The sequence below is a fragment of the Rheinheimera pacifica genome, from assembly GCF_900108485.1.
Taxonomy (GTDB): domain Bacteria; phylum Pseudomonadota; class Gammaproteobacteria; order Enterobacterales; family Alteromonadaceae; genus Alishewanella; species Alishewanella pacifica.
Map to the genome: position 1 here is coordinate 45,434 of NZ_FNXF01000007.1, position 16,118 is coordinate 61,551.

Sequence of the window (16,118 nt, forward strand, 5' to 3'; positions counted from 1 at the left end):
TAAGTCCCCTGTTCTAAAACGAAAAAGCCGTGTTAACTGACACGGCTTAGCACAAGTTATACGCGTTGCTGCTTCTGCGCTTTGTACGCCGCGGCGACAAAGGCCTGAAACAACGGATGACCATCTCGTGGTGTCGAATTAAATTCCGGGTGGAATTGCCCGGCCACAAAAAACGGGTGTGACGGTATTTCTATCATCTCAACCAGCTGGTTGTCGGCCGATAAACCCGATACCACTAATCCTGCCTCTTCTAATTGTGGCCGTAAGTTGTTATTCACTTCATAGCGGTGACGGTGCCGCTCCTGAATAACCGCTTTGCCATAAATTTCACGGGCTTTGGTATTATCAACGAGGTTACAGTTCTGGCTGCCAAGGCGCATAGTGCCACCCAAATCAGATTTATCTGAGCGGGTTTCCACTGAGCCGTCGGCATCGCGCCATTCGGTAATTAAACCCACTACCGGGTAAGGTGTATCTTTGTTAAATTCAGTCGAATGCGCATGGCTCATGCCTACTACGTTACGGGCAAATTCAATCAGTGCCACCTGCATACCTAAACAGATACCCAGATATGGCACTTTATGTTCGCGGGCATATTGCGCTGCCAGAATCTTACCTTCAACGCCACGCTCGCCAAAACCACCCGGCACTAAAATGCCGTCCAGCCCGGCTAAAATGCCAACACCTTTACTTTCAACATCTTGCGAGTCGATATATTTAATATGCACGCTAACACGGTTTTTCAAGCCGGCGTGGCCCAGTGCTTCGTTAACCGATTTATACGCATCCGGCAATTCAACATACTTGCCTACCATACCAATGGTTATCTCGCCGGTTGGGTTTGACTCCTGGTACAGCACCTGTTCCCACTCAACCAGGTCGGCTTCCGGCGCTTCAATATAGAAACGGCGGCAAACCAAATCGTCCAGGCCTTGTGATTTCAACAGCGCCGGGATTTGGTAAATACTGGAAACGTCTTTTAACGAGATAACTGCTTTTTCTTCGACATTGGTAAACAGCGCTATTTTGGCGCGCTCGTTGGATGGAATAGCACGGTCTGAACGGCACACCAGAATATCCGGCTGAATACCGATAGAGCGCAGCTCTTTTACCGAATGCTGGGTGGGTTTGGTTTTTATCTCACCGGCGGTGCCCAGGTATGGCACCAGCGTCAGGTGCATATACAGAGTGCGCTCGCGGCCCACTTCAGTACCTAACTGGCGAATAGCTTCTAAAAACGGCAGCGATTCAATATCACCAACAGTACCGCCAATTTCAACGATAGCAATATCGTAGCCTTCCGCACCGGCGACTACGCGGCTTTTAATTTCGTTAGTAATGTGCGGAATAACCTGAATAGTGGCCCCCAGGTAATCGCCACGGCGCTCGCGGCGCAATACGTCGGCATAAATACGGCCCTGGGTAAAGTTATTGCGCTTGGTCATCTTGGTGCGGATAAAGCGCTCGTAGTGGCCAAGGTCAAGGTCGGTTTCGGCACCGTCCTCGGTAACAAACACTTCGCCGTGCTGAATAGGGCTCATAGTGCCCGGGTCAACGTTAATGTAGGGGTCAAGTTTGAGGATGGTGACCTTAAGGCCACGCGCTTCCAGAATAGCTGCCAGTGATGCCGCAGCAATGCCTTTACCTAAGGAGGAAACCACGCCACCCGTCACAAAGATATATCTTGTAGTCATGAGACCCCTGAGACAATGTTAATCAATAGATGAATACCAAAACAGAAAAACACCAAGCGCCCGGTGCATAAACACTGGGGTACAACGGCTGTTCAAGAATTGGTATCAGGACGGGAGGAAAGTATAGCAAAGCGCGCATCGGCACTCAACGTAAAGCTGCTGGCTAACGTGATTTAGTCAGTTATCTTTCTCCGATACGAACCGGTTTGCTCACACCAACACGCCGTGAACCCGTCCCTGGGGGCTCGATTATAAACTTCATCCATGAAGTTTATCCTGCGGACCAGCTTTGCTGTTCAAATTCGTTCCGGACGAATTTGTCAGCACATCCTGGCCTGCAACGGTTGGTTTAGAGCAAGCCGATTCTCACTGTATTTGCATTCAACCAACAATTGCCTTGCAACAGAAATTTTTAGCCTCCTCCCCTTGAGTGTGCCGCTCACAGTCTCCAGATAAGTAGTAGCAGATGGAAACCATTCGACGCCGGCGGGGTCTGTAAGTTATGTATCCCGCCACAGAGTCAACAACAGGAGTAGCCTATGCAAATTCAAATTAATACAGACCGTCATATCCAGGCCGACGAGCGCCTTGCTGAGTTTGTCCGCGATACATTACACAACAAACTCAGCCGCTTTGCCGAGCACGTAACCAGGATTGAAGTGCATTTAAGTGATGAAAACGGCAACACCAAGCATGACGGCAACGATAAACGGTGTTTACTTGAAGCACGCCCAGAAGGGCTGGATCCGGTAGCGATTACTGAGCATGCGGCTACTGTTGGCCAGGCGGTTAGCGGCGCCGCAGACAAACTGCAACGTAAGCTCAGCTCTGTAGTGGGTAAATTACGCGATAAACATGTTCGTAGCGCCAGCCCGGATTTTGTCGAGCCTGACGAAGTCAGTTAATTAAATTAAAGTGGGGCGCCGCATTTTGCTGTCAGCGGCGCCCTTTTGCTATTAGTTATTACTATGCCTTTTTCTTCACCAGCTGCCACAGCGCTTCCATTTCATCCAGGTTAGATTGCTGCGGTGTTTTGCCTTCTGCGGCTAATGCCTGTTCTACTGCACGAAAACGTGTTTCAAATTTACTGTTGGCGGCGCGCAGTACCGCTTCGGGGTCAAGTTTATGTTTACGCACCACGTTAACCAGCGCGAACATTAAATCGCCCAGCTCTTCGCTAAGCTCAGCGCTACCGGCTTGGGTTTGCTCTACTTCAAGAATTTCTTCTTTTACTTTATCCCAGCAGCCTTCAACATCGGGCCAGTCAAAACCGACATTCGCACAGCGTTTTTGCAGCTTGTAAGCCCGGCTTAACGCTGGCATTGCCTGCGGAATATTGTCCAGCACGCTATGCAGGCCGCTATCTTTACGCTCATTACTTTTTAGCGCTTCCCAGTTTTGCAGCACTTTGTCTGCATTGAGGGTATCAGTAGCATCCGCCCCCGGGTTGCCAAATACATGCGGATGGCGCCGCTCCAGTTTGTCGCAAATCGCCGCGACGCAATCATCAAATTCAAAGCGGCCTTCCTCTTTGGCCATTTGAGCGTAAAACACCACCTGAAACAGTAAATCGCCCAGTTCATCTTTTAACTCGTCAAAGCTCTCACGCGCTATGGCATCGGCCACTTCGTAAGCCTCTTCCAGGGTGTACGGCACTATAGTGGCGTAGCTTTGTTTTAAATCCCACGGGCAGCCGCTTTGCGGGTCGCGCAAGCGGCTCATAATGCTTAATAACCGGGTTATATTATCTGACACGCTAATCTCTTTATATTTTTTACTGCTACGGATTAATGATGGAAGCGCTTGGCTTCTACCACATCATCTATCTGGCTGATTTTGCTTAATAACTTATTCAGCGAGTCGAGATTATACAGCTCCATCGTCATATTAATTACCGCGGTTTGCGCTTTAATATCCGAGCTGCTGCTCATTTTGGTCACGTTGGCTTTTTCATTGGCCAAAATGCTGGTGATATCGCGTAGTAAGCCGTTGCGATCGTGCGCCACGATACGGATATCCACCTCATAGCCTGAGGCGTATTTATCGCCCCAGGTGGCATCTACCACCCGCTCTGGGTGGCTGTCCTGCAGGGTTTTAAACTGGTCGCAATCGTCGCGGTGAATAGCGATACCGCGGCCCTGCGTTATATAGCCGATAATGGCATCGCCCGGCAGCGGATGGCAACAACCGGCCATATGCGTCAGCAGGTTACCCACCCCCTGCACCACTACATCGCTTTTTGCTTTGGTAGAAGGCAACGGTTTGGTAATTAAGCGCGGATCAATTTCCGGTTCTTCTTTTACATACTGGCTTTGAATAAAGTGCACTACCTGGGTGACTTTAATTTCGCCACCGCCAATGCCTACCAACAGCTCGTCCATACTGTTGACGTTAAACCGGGTCAGTACTTTGGCCGGGTACTCCATCACAAGATTCAGCCGTGTTAGTTCGGTATCAAGCAGCTCTTTGCCGGCGGCAAGGTTTTTATCGCGGTCTTGCAGGCGAAACCAGTACTGCACTTTTGACCGGGCGCGGCTGGATTTTAAATAACCCAAATGCGGGTTTAACCAGTCGCGGCTGGGGTTAGGTTCACGGCCGGTAAGAATTTCTACCTGATCGCCGGTTTTCATCTGGTAGGTAAAAGGCACAATACGGCCGGACACCTTGGCACCAATACAGCGGTGGCCTACATTAGAATGCACATAATAAGCAAAATCCAGCGGCGTGGAGCCCATCGGTAAATCGACAATATCGCCTTTGGGGGTAAAAACATAGACGCGATCTTCAATCACCTGATTGCGCAGCTCTTCGGCTAAATCGCTGCTGTCGACCACATCTTCCTGCCATTGCAGTAATTTGCGCAGCCAGCCGATTTTCTCATCATTGGCGCCATCTTTGGCGTTCACCGCGCCTTCTTTGTAGCGCCAGTGTGCCGCTACGCCAAGCTCTGAATCTTCGTGCATCTGCCGCGTACGGATCTGTATTTCCACCGCCCGGCCCTGCGGCCCCAGCACTACGGTATGGATCGACTGATAGCCGTTTTGTTTTGGCGTGGCAATATAATCATCAAATTCTTTTGGCAAATGCCGCCAGCTGGTATGCACTATACCCAGCGCACCGTAGCAATCCTGCACTCTGTCAGTAACAATACGTACCGCGCGGATATCATATAGCTGGTCAAAGGCCAGCTGTTTTTTCTGCATCTTTTTCCAGATACTGAAAATGTGTTTGGGCCGGCCGTACACTTCTACAGCCAGATTGGCATCTGCCATTTTCTGCCGCACAGCAGCAACAAAATCCTGCATATACTGTTCGCGGTCAAGGCGCTTTTCTTCCAGCAAGCTGGCAATTTGTTTGTACAATTGCGGATGCAAATACCGAAACGCGAAATCTTCCAGCTCCCATTTGATCTGGCCGATCCCTAAACGGTTGGCCAGCGGGGCGAAAATCGCATTGGTTTCTTTGGCTGCCAGTACCCGGGTTTCTTCGTCGGCGTTTTTTACTTCACGCAGGTAACAAATTTGCGCCGCCAACTTAATGACTACCGCGCGTACATCTTCAACCATTGCCAGCAACATACGGCGCAGATTATCGGCTTGTTGCGGGTTAACACTCTGATTAGGCCCGGTAGGAATGCTACGGATAGCCTCCATCTGCTGCACTGCACGCAGCATGGTTAATACATTAGACGGAAATGCCGGTTCCAGCTGTTCAAGGCTGACCAGCCCGGCCTCCAGTAACGGAAATAATAAAGCTGCCAGCAAAGAGTCGCTGTCCATGCGCAGCTCTGCCAGAATTTCTACCATCTCCCAGCCGGTGCGAACAGCCAGTATAGGTTCTACCAACTGATGCTGCTTCAGCCATTCGGCAGCTGTCATTAAGCTGCTGATTTTCTTCTCAGTCAGCCCTAGTGAGCATAACCATTCCAGCGTTTCACCACTGTTATAATCAGTGCTGTGCGACTGGCGAACCCTAACCATGTGCTGTTCCCTCTTTTTTACTACCGGCTGAACAACGCCATTAATTCAAGATGGCTGGTATGCGCAAACATATCAACACCACCTATTTTATCCAGCTTGTAGCCGCCTTGCAGCAATACTCTGGCATCACGGGCGAAGGTGGCGGCATTGCACGACACGTACAATATCTGTGCCGGTTTTAGCTTTACTATCTGCTCTGTGGCACCCTGGGCACCGGCTCTGGCCGGATCCAGCAATACTTTGTTATACACAGGCCTGTTCCACTGCGCTTTTGGCCAGGCCAGGTGTAAATCGGCCTGGTACGCTTCTACGTTGCTAAGACCGTTTAACTTAGCATTGGTTGCCAGTTGTTGCACCATTTTGGCAACACCTTCTATTGCGCGCACTGTTTTGGCACGCTGCGCCAGTGCCAGAGTAAAATTACCAATACCGGAATATAAGTCCAGCACAGTGTCATTGGCAGAGATATTCAGCCAGTTCAGCGCTTGCGTTACCATTTGCTGATTTAGTGCAGCATTTACCTGAATAAAATCATCCGGTGCAAATTGCAGGCTAAGCTGTTGCTCGGTCAACTGATATTGCGGCACCACAGGCTGCTGCCAATAGTTGAATGCCCCCGGCTCAGCTTCCCCCAGCCAAACGGCCTCTGGCCAGGCATTAATAAACAACTGTTGCTCGGCATCCGTAAGTGCCTTGATATGCCGCAGTATCACAAAAGCATTACCGCCAGCTTCAAGCACCTCGGCGTGAGTTATCGCAGTGGGATCTTTAAGCTGGCTCAACACCTGATTTAATACTTTAAATACCGGCGCCAGCATTGGTGACAACACCATACAGTTATCTACTGCCACAATCTGCTTATCGGCACTTTGGCGAAAGCCTACGCTAAGACGGCGCTGTTTTTTGTCATACCAGATGCCAATGCGGGCGCGGCGGCGATAACCGCTGTCAGCTGCTGTTAACATAGGCTGCCACGGCAGATTAACCAAACCGGTTTGATGGCGAATAAGCTTATCAATACCCTGCTGTTTTAACTCGCGCTGATTGTTAATACTGATATGCTGCAACTGACACCCGCCACATTGCACCGCAAAACGGCATGGCGGCGTAATGCGTAGTGCTGAGGCCTGCAGTACTTTCACTGTACTGGCTTTAAGAAAACCGGCTTTATCTTCCAATACCCTGGCCTGTACTTTTTCACCCGGTAGCGCAGCACTGACAAAAGCAATTTTTTGCTCATGCTTGCTGATGCCATGTACCTCATAATCGCTGTCATCTATGTGAAAGGTAAAGGTTTTGCCCAGTAAACTGGCTTTAGGTTTGGCTTTATATACGTTAAGCATGGGTTCTCTATCGGGTTATAGGCAAGCGCAACGTCTTATGTCATTATCGCAGCAAGAGTCTTTACTAAACAGCCTGCATAGATGACGAAAATAGGTTTACGTTCCTGGTTACTGCTTTGCAGTTTGCTGCCAGCTGTACTGGTAAGTGTATTCTGCGTCAGCTATTTTAGCTATGTTCGCTATCATGAGTTAGCACTTTCTTTAACAGACCGTGCCAGGCATATCGCCCTGCCACTGGCTATTAGCAGCCATGACTTACTCAGCCGTGGCAACACCGCGGCATTACAACAATTACTGGACAACAGCCACAGGCTAAACTCCCCGCTGATTAGCAATATCAGCCTGATCAACCGCGACAACGAACTGATTTTCAGCACCAATCCACAGCATTTTAGTAAGGACCAATTGCTGGCAGCACCAACCTTGCTTAACAACACTGATATGGTGATATCTGATGGCAGCAGTTTATTGCTATACCAGCCTTTAGCCATAGGCACCCTGCCGGGGCAACCGCGTGATAGCGCTTATCTGCTGGTGCAGCTGCAGCAATCTCAGTTGCAGTTACAACAACAGGCTGTACGCTTTAATGCTTTGCTGATGCTGCTGGCATGTCTGCTGCTGGCGGCTATACCGGTATTGTATTTACTGCGTTGTATTCACCGGCCCGTGCGTCAGTTACAGGCACATTTGCAACAACTGCTCAGTGGCAATACCGCGCCGCGTGGCATGGCTATGGTACAGGAGCTGGCCCAGCTGCAACAGGGTTTAAACCAGTTAGGTAATTTTCTGGCCAGCCAGGAACAGGATATGCAGCAGCAAATTGAGCAGGTTACCAGCGATTTGCAACAAAGTATGGAACAACTGGAAGTACAGAATATTCAGCTTGATTTTGCCAAACGCAAAGCACAGGAAGAAAACCGGCAAAAATCTGAGTTTTTAGCCAAAATGAGCCATGAACTACGTACGCCTCTAAACGGGGTTATTGGTTTTACCCGTCAGTTACTGAAAACCCAATTGTCCAGCAGCCAGCACGATTACCTGACCACTATCCAAAAGTCAGCCAATAGTTTACTGCATCTGGTCAATGACGTGCTGGACTTCTCCAAGCTGGAAGAAGGCCGTTTATCTGTTAATCCGGAGCCATTTTCACTGCGTGATGTGCTGAACGACGCTACTGAATTACTGGCGGCCAATGCGTTCGATAAGCATCTGGAGCTGGTGCTGATGATTGAACCAGACTGCCCGGACGATTTAATTGCAGATCCGGGACGTTTTGTACAGGTACTGATGAACATCGCAGGGAACGCTATTAAATTTACCGATCACGGCAGTATTGTGATTCGCGTGTCGGGTACCTTACTCAATGAAGACCAGCTTATTCTGCATTGCTCCGTGCAGGACACCGGGCGCGGCATCAGCACCGAGCAACAACAACTCTTGTTTCAGGGGTTTACCAGCAAAGATCCACGCAGCCACCAAAGCGGCTCAGGCCTGGGCCTGATGATCTCGCAGCGGTTGGTGCAGGCCATGGGCGGGAACCTGGGCTTTGAAAGCAAACAGGCCGAAGGCTCAACCTTCTGGTTTACCCTTAAATGCCAGCGCCATCATTTGTCGGTTGCCGACAGCCTGCCACTGGACGTACTGGACAATAAACAACTGCTGTATTTCGAACCCCAGCAGCATTCACGTGAAGCCACGTTAAGCCTGCTACACCACTGGGGGTTGCAGGTTACCACCTGCGCTACCAAAGGCCAGCTGCAACAAGCACTGGCGCATCAGCAACATTATGATATCGGCCTGATTGGCCGCACTATTGCCATTAATCAGGTGAATCAGGTGCTGGACCTGATCCAGCAGGTAAAACCCCAGTGCGATAATACTTATTTGCTGGTTAATACCCTGTCACCGCACCTGCGCGAAACGCTGCTTAGCTCAGGCGCAAATGCCTGTTTGTCTAAACCACCACATATCCGCAAGCTGGCGCTGACACTGGCCCAGCCTTATTTGCAGCAATACAGCACGGTATTACCGCAAACAAGACAGAAAAAGGTCAGCCTAAAAGTGCTTACCGTAGACGATAACGACGCCAACCTGAAGTTAATTAATACCCTGTTGGCTGAGCAGGTCGATCATATTGATTCTGCCCGCGACGGAGCCGAAGCCTGGCACAAAGCCACCCAGCATGCCTACGATATTATTTTTATGGATATTAATATGCCGGTAATGGATGGCGTAACTGCCTGCCAGCGCATCCGGCAAAGCTCGCTGAACGAACATACACCAGTAATTGCCGTGACAGCACAGGCCGCTGATGGCGAACGTGACCGCTTACTAACACTGGGTTTTGACGAATTTTTAAGTAAACCGCTGGATGAAACCATGCTGCACTGCAGCTTGCAGGAGTTTTGCCCGGCCAGCCGTTTACTACACACCACACCGGCTTGGCCTGACAGCAAACTGATACACTGGCCCACCGCTATAGAACGGGCAGCAGGCAAGCACGACTTAATGAAAGAGATGTTGCAAATGCTGATAGCCAGCATTACGCCAACCCGCAACGCACTGCAGCAGGCACTGACGATACATGATGAAAACCAGGTATTGCAACAGGTACATAAACTGCATGGTGCATGCTGCTATACCGGCGTGCCACGACTAAAAAACCTGGCTGAGCTGCTGGAAACCCAGCTAAAGCAAGGTAAAAGCCTGGCTGAACTGGAACCCGAGTTGCTTGAACTGGATGACGTACTACAGGCGCTGTGGCAGGAAAGCCAGCAATGGCCTGACTGGTAATAGCGCTATTGCCGCTCCAGAATAACGGTTGCCGCGGCATAGGCCTGCTCATCGGTAATAGATAACCAGATATGGCTGACACCCATAGTGGCAGCCAGTTCGCTGGCATAACCTGTTAATGCCAGTTTAGGTGCACCATCGGCATTATTGCTGATACTGATATGCTGAAACGACACTCCGCGGCCAATACCGGTACCCAGCGCTTTGGCGGCAGCTTCTTTGGCGGCAAAGCGCTTGGCAAAATAACGCGCAGCATTGGCCGGATGGTTATCCGCCAACCCGGCATAAATAGCCTGCTCGTCTGTTGTCAGTACCCGCTTTACCAGTGCCGGGCTGCGGGCCAGGCTTTGCTCGATACGGGCAATTTCAACTATATCAGTACCCAGGCCAACAATTGCCATTTAGCGGCGGGCCTCAACCATTAAACGTTTCATTTCGCGCACCGCAGCATCCAGGCCACTGAACACTGCACGGGCCACAATGGCATGGCCAATGTTCAGCTCATGCATTTGCGGTATCGCCGCAATAGGCTGTACGTTATGGTAATGCAAACCATGGCCGGCATTAACAATTAAACCTAAAGATGAAGCAAACTCAGCCGCTTCACGAATACGCGCAAGCTCTGCAGCCTGCACTGCGGCATCTTTGGTTTCTGCATATTTGCCGGTATGAATTTCAATATAAGGCGCACCTGCTTTGGCGGCAGCTTCAATCTGACGATGATCAGCATCAATAAACAATGACACCAGAATATCCTGCTGATGCATCCGGCTAACCGCTTCAGTAATACGGCCTAACTGGCCCGCTACTTCAAGCCCGCCTTCAGTAGTCAACTCCTGGCGCTTTTCCGGCACAAAACAGGCAAAGTGAGGCTTAAGTTCAGTAGCGATAGCTAACATTTCCTCGGTCACCGCCATTTCAAAATTCAGCCGGGTGGCAATGGTTTGGCGCAGTACAAACACATCGCGGTCAATAATATGCCGCCGATCTTCGCGCAGGTGCACAGTAATGCCATCGGCACCGGCCTGCTCTGCCATTAAGGCGGCATGCACCGGCTCCGGGTAATAGGTGCCACGGGCCTGACGCAACGTGGCTACGTGGTCAATATTTACACCAAGAAAAACAGGGTTATGCATAGCAGACTCCGGACGATAAAAATAAAAAATTAGCCGCCTTCAAACAGCGCTCTGCTGGCCAGCGGTTTACTGCCAAGCAAAGGTGCCAGAATTTGCCGGCTTAACTGTTTGGCACAGCGCCGGGTATCAGCGCTTTGCCACTGGCCATTGCCAATATTTAATAAATGCTGTGCTTTAAAGCCATTTGCCGCCACCACAAAACCTTGCTCATGTTGCCACTGATAACACAAAGCTGCCTCCAGTGGATTGCCATCCGCATCTTGCTGCCAGTCTATCGGCTGGCCAAGCTCAGTTAGCAGCGCAAATTCAAATTCACGTAAACAGGGTTCAAGCTCGGCGCTGCCCTGCTGCACCAGCATAAGCTGTTGCAGGCTGTGCTGATAAACATTAAACAGTTGCTCAGCCGCCAGGTTATCCGGCCACAAACGGCATACCAGTTCATTGAGGTAAATGCCGCTGTATAGCACCTTGCCGCTAAATAAAAAAGCGGCAGCGGCTTCATCTATGCTTTTTACCGTTTTTAGCTCAGTGCGGCCGCTAAGCTGCAACATAAACTGTTGAAACGGCTGTAATGCCAGGCGCTGCTTACCTTGTCGTTTACGTACCACTGCAGAAACACGGCCTTGCTCTGGCAGCAACAACTGCAAAATCAGCTTGTCTTCACCAAACTGGCGGCTGTGCAAAATAAAAGCAGGCCAAAGCTCAGCGTGCATAACGCTTTAATCTTCGCCGTAACCCAGGCTACGCAAGGCCCGCTCATCATCAGCCCAGCCAGATTTCACTTTAACCCATACCTGTAAAAATACCGGCTGCTCCAGCATGGCAGCCATATCGATACGGGCCTCAGTGGCAATGGTTTTTATCCGTTCGCCTTTATTACCAATAACCATACGCTTTTGGCTTTCGCGCTCTACCAGCACCAACGCCGCTATGTGATAGTGCTTTTCTTCCCACTTAAAGCGCTCAATTTCTACTGTCACCGAGTAAGGTAACTCGTCGCCTAAGAAGCGCATCAGTTTTTCCCGCACAATTTCTGCTGCCATAAACCGCATAGAGCGGTCAGTAACATAATCATCCGGGAAGAAAAATTCACATGGCGGTAAATGCTGTTGTACCACGGCCCGTAGCGCCTCAACGTTGTCGCCGGTTTCTGCCGACAGTGGCACTACGTCAACAAAGTTCAGTTGCGCGCCCAGCCATTGTAAATGTGGCAACAGGGTGTCTTTATCGCGGTACAAATCAACTTTATTTACTACCAGGATCACCGGCTTTTTCGACGCAATCAGCCGGTTTAACACCATCTGATCATCGTCGGTCCAGCGGGTGCCTTCCACCACAAACAGCACAAACTCCACATCCAAAATAGAGCTGGCGGCGGCCTTGTTCATCAGCCGGTTAATAGCGCGTTTCTCTTCGCTGTGCAGGCCCGGGGTGTCTACATACACCGTCTGGTAATTGTCACGGGTATCAATACCCACAATACGATGGCGGGTGGTTTGTGGCTTTTTTGAGGTAATACTTACTTTTTGCCCTACCAGCTTGTTTAGTAATGTCGATTTACCCACATTAGGCCGGCCCACAATCGCCACCAAAGCAGCATAGGTTGGCGTTTGAGTGTTATCTGTCATGCTTGATTTTTTCCAGCGCCATATGAGCGGCGTCTTGCTCTGCCTTACGGCGTGAACTGCCGGTAGCGGTAAAAGGTGCCATGCCGGCTATGGTGCAGCGCACGGTAAAGGTTTGCTGATGCGCTTCGCCAGCGGTTGCTATTACATCGTATAGCGGTAACGCTAAGCGTAGCCCTTGCAGGTATTCCTGCAACAGAGTTTTAGAGTCTTTCTGCTCACCTGGTGTAATAGTGTCAAGCCGCGAACCAAACCACAGCAGAATGCGCTCTTTGCAGGCAGCCATACCGGCATCGAGGTAAATAGCGCCCAAAATAGCTTCAACGGTGTCTGCTAAAATAGATTCGCGGCGAAAACCACCACTTTTAAGCTCACCCGGCCCAAGCCGCAAATGGTCTGATAACCGCAGCTCCTGCGCAATTTCAGCCAGCGTGACGCCCTTGACCAGCGCGGCGCGCATGCGGGTCAAATCGCCTTCGCGTGCTTTGGGGAAGTTATCGTATAAGGTTTCGGCAATCACTAAGCTTAGTATTGCGTCACCAAGAAACTCCAGCCGTTCATTGTGCTGGCCTTTGCAGCTGCGGTGGGTTAATGCTTGTTCCAGCAGCGCCGGTTGTTGAAACTGATAGCCCAAACGGGCCATCAGCGGTGTTAACGATTTTTGCATGCTTGTCTCTTAGTGCTACCTGTACGGCTTAGTGAATAGGCCCAAGCCGGTCAAAACGCACACCCGTTGGCACCCAACCCGGTAACCAGCTGTTGGGGTCTTCATTAAATTCAAAACTCATCCAGATAAATACCGCTTTGCCTACCATGTTATGCTCTGGTACAAAGCCCCAAAAACGGCCGTCACGGCTGTTATCGCGGTTATCTCCCAGCACAAAATAATGGCCTTCCGGTACTACGAATTCGTCAATTGCGGTGCCGCGCTGTTTAAAGAAAAACTCGGTATGCTCGCGCCGTGCCGGTGTTTGCAGAATATCGTGCGTGACTTTGCCAAGCTGTTCGGTGTAACGGCGTTGCGGGCTTTGATCATGGTAAAACTCACCCTCATTTTTCAGGTTCAGCTCTACCATTTCCAGCTTGCCACAATCGGCCTGCTCTGCACCGGTACAGGCTTTTTCAATAAACAGTTGTTTATTGCGATAAATAACTCTGTCGCCCGGCACGCCAATAACCCGTTTAATATAGTCTATGGTGGGTTGCTCGGGGTATTTAAACACCGCCACATCGCCACGCTGAGGCTTATTATTGCTGTATAACGTTTTGCGCCATACCGGGTCTTTTACATCGTAAGAGAATTTCTCTACCAGAATAAAGTCACCTACCAGCAAGGTTGGCATCATCGAGCCTGACGGGATCTGAAACGGCTCATAAATAAAAGAGCGGAAAATAGTGATCAGGGCAATAACAGGAAAAATAGATTTTGCTGTTTCTACCAGTTGCGGCTCTTTGAGTAGCTCTTCACCGGCTTCAAGCGGCAACTCACCGCCAGCTGCGGTTTGAGCGTTAACCAGTTTTTGCTGACGCTTTGGCGCCAGCACCAAAGCATCCAGTAACCAGATTAAACCACTGGCCAGTGTCAATAACACCAGGAAGATTGCAAAATAACCTGCCATGTAAATCCCTTATTTATTTACCCACTTTCAGAATGGCGAGGAAGGCTTCCTGTGGAACTTCCACATTACCTACCTGCTTCATGCGTTTTTTACCTTCTTTTTGCTTTTGCAGCAGTTTTTTCTTCCGGCTGATGTCACCACCATAGCATTTTGCCAATACGTTTTTACGCATCTGCTTAATGGTGGTGCGGGCAATAACATGGTTACCAATTGCCGCCTGAATAGCGATATCGAACATCTGCCGCGGGATCAGCTCTTTTAACTTTTCTGCCAGTTGCCGGCCACGGCCCTGGGCAAAATCGATGTGGCTGATAATAGCCAGCGCATCTACACGCTCGCCGTTGATCAAAATATCCACCCGCTGCATGTTCGAGGTTTGGAAGCGCTTAAAGCTGTAATCCAGTGAAGCATAACCACGGCTGGTTGATTTTAACCTGTCAAAGAAGTCCATCACGACTTCAGCCATTGGCAGCTCGTACACCACCGCCACCTGGCGGCCATGGTAGCTCATGCTAACTTGTACACCGCGCTTTTCAATACACAGAGTAATAACGTTACCCAGGTATTCTTGCGGCACCAGAATATGCGCTTCTACTATAGGTTCGCGAATTTCATCAATATCGTTTACCGCTGGTAACGCACTGGGGTTGTCTACCAGCACGGTTTCACCGTTCTTTTTCAGCACTTCGTACACTACGGTAGGGGCTGTGGTGATAAGGTCCAGGTCGTACTCACGCTCTAAGCGTTCCTGAATAATTTCCATGTGCAGCATGCCAAGGAAACCAATGCGGAAACCAAAGCCCAGTGCGCCAGAGTTTTCCGGCTCATAAAACAGCGACGAATCGTTCAGGCTAAGTTTGGCCAGCGCATCGCGGAAATCTTCGTAATCGTCACTGGACACCGGGAACACCCCGGCATAAACCTGCGGCTTAATACGTTTAAAACCCGGCAGCGGTTTTTCAGCACTGTTTTTTGCCAGGGTTAAGGTATCGCCTACCGGCGCACCTTTAATCTCTTTAATACCGGCAATAACAAAGCCTACCTCACCGGTTTTTAACTCGCCGGTGTTAGTGGCTTTAGGGCTGAATACGCCTACTTTGTCTACTTCGTAGCTTTGGCCGGTAGACATCACTTTAATTTTATCTTTGGCTTTAATGCTGCCGTGTTTTACCCGTACCAGTGATACCACACCCTGATAAGCATCAAACCAGGAGTCAATAATCAGCGCCTGGGTTGGCTGCTCGGGTTCACCTTCCGGTGGCGGTATTTTCTTAACGATAGTTTCCAGCACATCTTTTATGCCAAGGCCGGTTTTGGCAGAACACTGCACCGCCCCAATGGCTTCAATACCGATAATATCTTCAATTTCTTCTGCTACCCGGTCTGGATCTGCCTGCGGCAAGTCAATTTTATTCAGTACCGGTAATACTTCTAAATTCATTTCCAGCGCGGTGTAGCAATTTGCCACCGTTTGCGCTTCTACGCCCTGGCCGGCGTCTACTACCAGTAATGCGCCTTCACAGGCCGCCAGTGACCGGCTTACTTCATAAGTAAAGTCAACGTGGCCAGGCGTATCGATAAAGTTTAACTGGTAGGTGTTGCCATCATCAGCCGGGTAATACAGCGTAACGCTCTGAGCTTTAATGGTAATACCGCGCTCACGCTCGAGATCCATCGAATCCAGCACCTGTTGCTGCATTTCACGATCAGATAAACCGCCACAGTACTGGATTAAACGATCAGACAGCGTAGATTTACCATGGTCGATATGGGCAATAATAGAAAAGTTTCTGATGTGATTTAGTTTAGGCATGTTGTCCGCAAAACTGTGGGCGTAACGCAAAGCAGCAAACTCGATAACGACAAGTCGCAACCTCCTGCGCTGACGCGGGTTATTCCGAAAATTAGCGCGAATTGTACTCTATCCG

Annotated in this window: 13 protein-coding genes; 2 read left to right on the plus strand and 11 right to left on the minus strand. The window is 50.0% G+C overall.

Going from position 1 to position 16,118, the window contains the following annotated elements; genetic code table 11:
- Nucleotides 1-56: 56 nt before the first annotated feature.
- Nucleotides 57-1,694 (minus strand): CTP synthase, encoded by a 1,638-nt coding sequence (locus tag BLW68_RS10665; RefSeq protein ID WP_092793106.1) that lies wholly within the window; start codon nt 1,692-1,694, stop codon nt 57-59.
- Between the two features lie 539 nt (nt 1,695-2,233).
- On the opposite strand from BLW68_RS10665, the gene BLW68_RS10670 reads away from it, so the two are divergent.
- Entirely contained in the window at nt 2,234-2,599 is a 366-nt protein-coding gene (locus tag BLW68_RS10670) for an HPF/RaiA family ribosome-associated protein (RefSeq protein WP_092793107.1), read from the plus strand.
- A gap of 61 nt (nt 2,600-2,660) precedes the next feature.
- Here the strand turns inward: BLW68_RS10670 and mazG are convergent, their stop codons facing one another.
- The 3 genes from mazG to rlmD are packed head-to-tail and all read right to left on the minus strand — an operon-like array spanning nt 2,661 to nt 7,017.
- On the minus strand, nt 2,661-3,449 hold the full coding sequence (gene mazG, locus BLW68_RS10675) for a nucleoside triphosphate pyrophosphohydrolase (RefSeq protein WP_092793108.1): 789 nt from the start codon (nt 3,447-3,449) through the stop codon (nt 2,661-2,663).
- Between the two features lie 32 nt (nt 3,450-3,481).
- On the minus strand, nt 3,482-5,674 hold the full coding sequence (gene relA / locus BLW68_RS10680; protein ID WP_092793109.1) for a GTP diphosphokinase: 2,193 nt from the start codon (nt 5,672-5,674) through the stop codon (nt 3,482-3,484).
- A gap of 20 nt (nt 5,675-5,694) precedes the next feature.
- Nucleotides 5,695-7,017, minus strand: a complete 1,323-nt coding sequence (gene rlmD, locus BLW68_RS10685) for a 23S rRNA (uracil(1939)-C(5))-methyltransferase RlmD (RefSeq protein WP_092793110.1) — start codon at nt 7,015-7,017, stop codon at nt 5,695-5,697.
- An 81-nt stretch (nt 7,018-7,098) separates the two neighbouring features.
- Here rlmD and barA point away from each other — a divergent pair, with 81 nt between their 5' ends.
- On the plus strand, nt 7,099-9,810 hold the full coding sequence (barA, locus tag BLW68_RS10690) for a two-component sensor histidine kinase BarA (protein ID WP_092793111.1): 2,712 nt from the start codon (nt 7,099-7,101) through the stop codon (nt 9,808-9,810).
- A gap of 5 nt (nt 9,811-9,815) precedes the next feature.
- Here barA and acpS read toward each other — a convergent pair whose 3' ends face one another.
- Genes acpS through lepA form a run of 7 tightly spaced genes read right to left on the minus strand, consistent with a single transcriptional unit; the run spans nt 9,816 to nt 16,003 of the window.
- Nucleotides 9,816-10,211 (minus strand): holo-ACP synthase, encoded by a 396-nt coding sequence (gene acpS, locus BLW68_RS10695; RefSeq protein WP_092793112.1) that lies wholly within the window; start codon nt 10,209-10,211, stop codon nt 9,816-9,818.
- Nucleotides 10,212-10,946, minus strand: a complete 735-nt coding sequence (pdxJ, locus tag BLW68_RS10700; RefSeq protein ID WP_092793113.1) for a pyridoxine 5'-phosphate synthase — start codon at nt 10,944-10,946, stop codon at nt 10,212-10,214.
- Between the two features lie 29 nt (nt 10,947-10,975).
- Entirely contained in the window at nt 10,976-11,659 is a 684-nt protein-coding gene (gene recO / locus BLW68_RS10705; protein WP_092793115.1) for a DNA repair protein RecO, read from the minus strand.
- Between the two features lie 6 nt (nt 11,660-11,665).
- Nucleotides 11,666-12,574 (minus strand): GTPase Era, encoded by a 909-nt coding sequence (gene era / locus BLW68_RS10710; protein WP_092793117.1) that lies wholly within the window; start codon nt 12,572-12,574, stop codon nt 11,666-11,668.
- Nucleotides 12,564-13,238 (minus strand): ribonuclease III, encoded by a 675-nt coding sequence (gene rnc / locus BLW68_RS10715; protein WP_092793120.1) that lies wholly within the window; start codon nt 13,236-13,238, stop codon nt 12,564-12,566. The genes era and rnc overlap by 11 nt, the downstream gene beginning before the upstream one ends.
- A 28-nt stretch (nt 13,239-13,266) precedes the next feature.
- Nucleotides 13,267-14,190 carry a signal peptidase I gene (gene lepB, locus BLW68_RS10720; RefSeq protein ID WP_092793122.1) on the minus strand — a complete coding sequence of 308 codons (924 nt, stop codon included), beginning with the start codon at nt 14,188-14,190 and terminating at the stop codon, nt 13,267-13,269.
- 13 nt (nt 14,191-14,203) lie between these two features.
- On the minus strand, nt 14,204-16,003 hold the full coding sequence (gene lepA / locus BLW68_RS10725) for a translation elongation factor 4 (protein ID WP_092793337.1): 1,800 nt from the start codon (nt 16,001-16,003) through the stop codon (nt 14,204-14,206).
- Nucleotides 16,004-16,118: the final 115 nt, after the last annotated feature.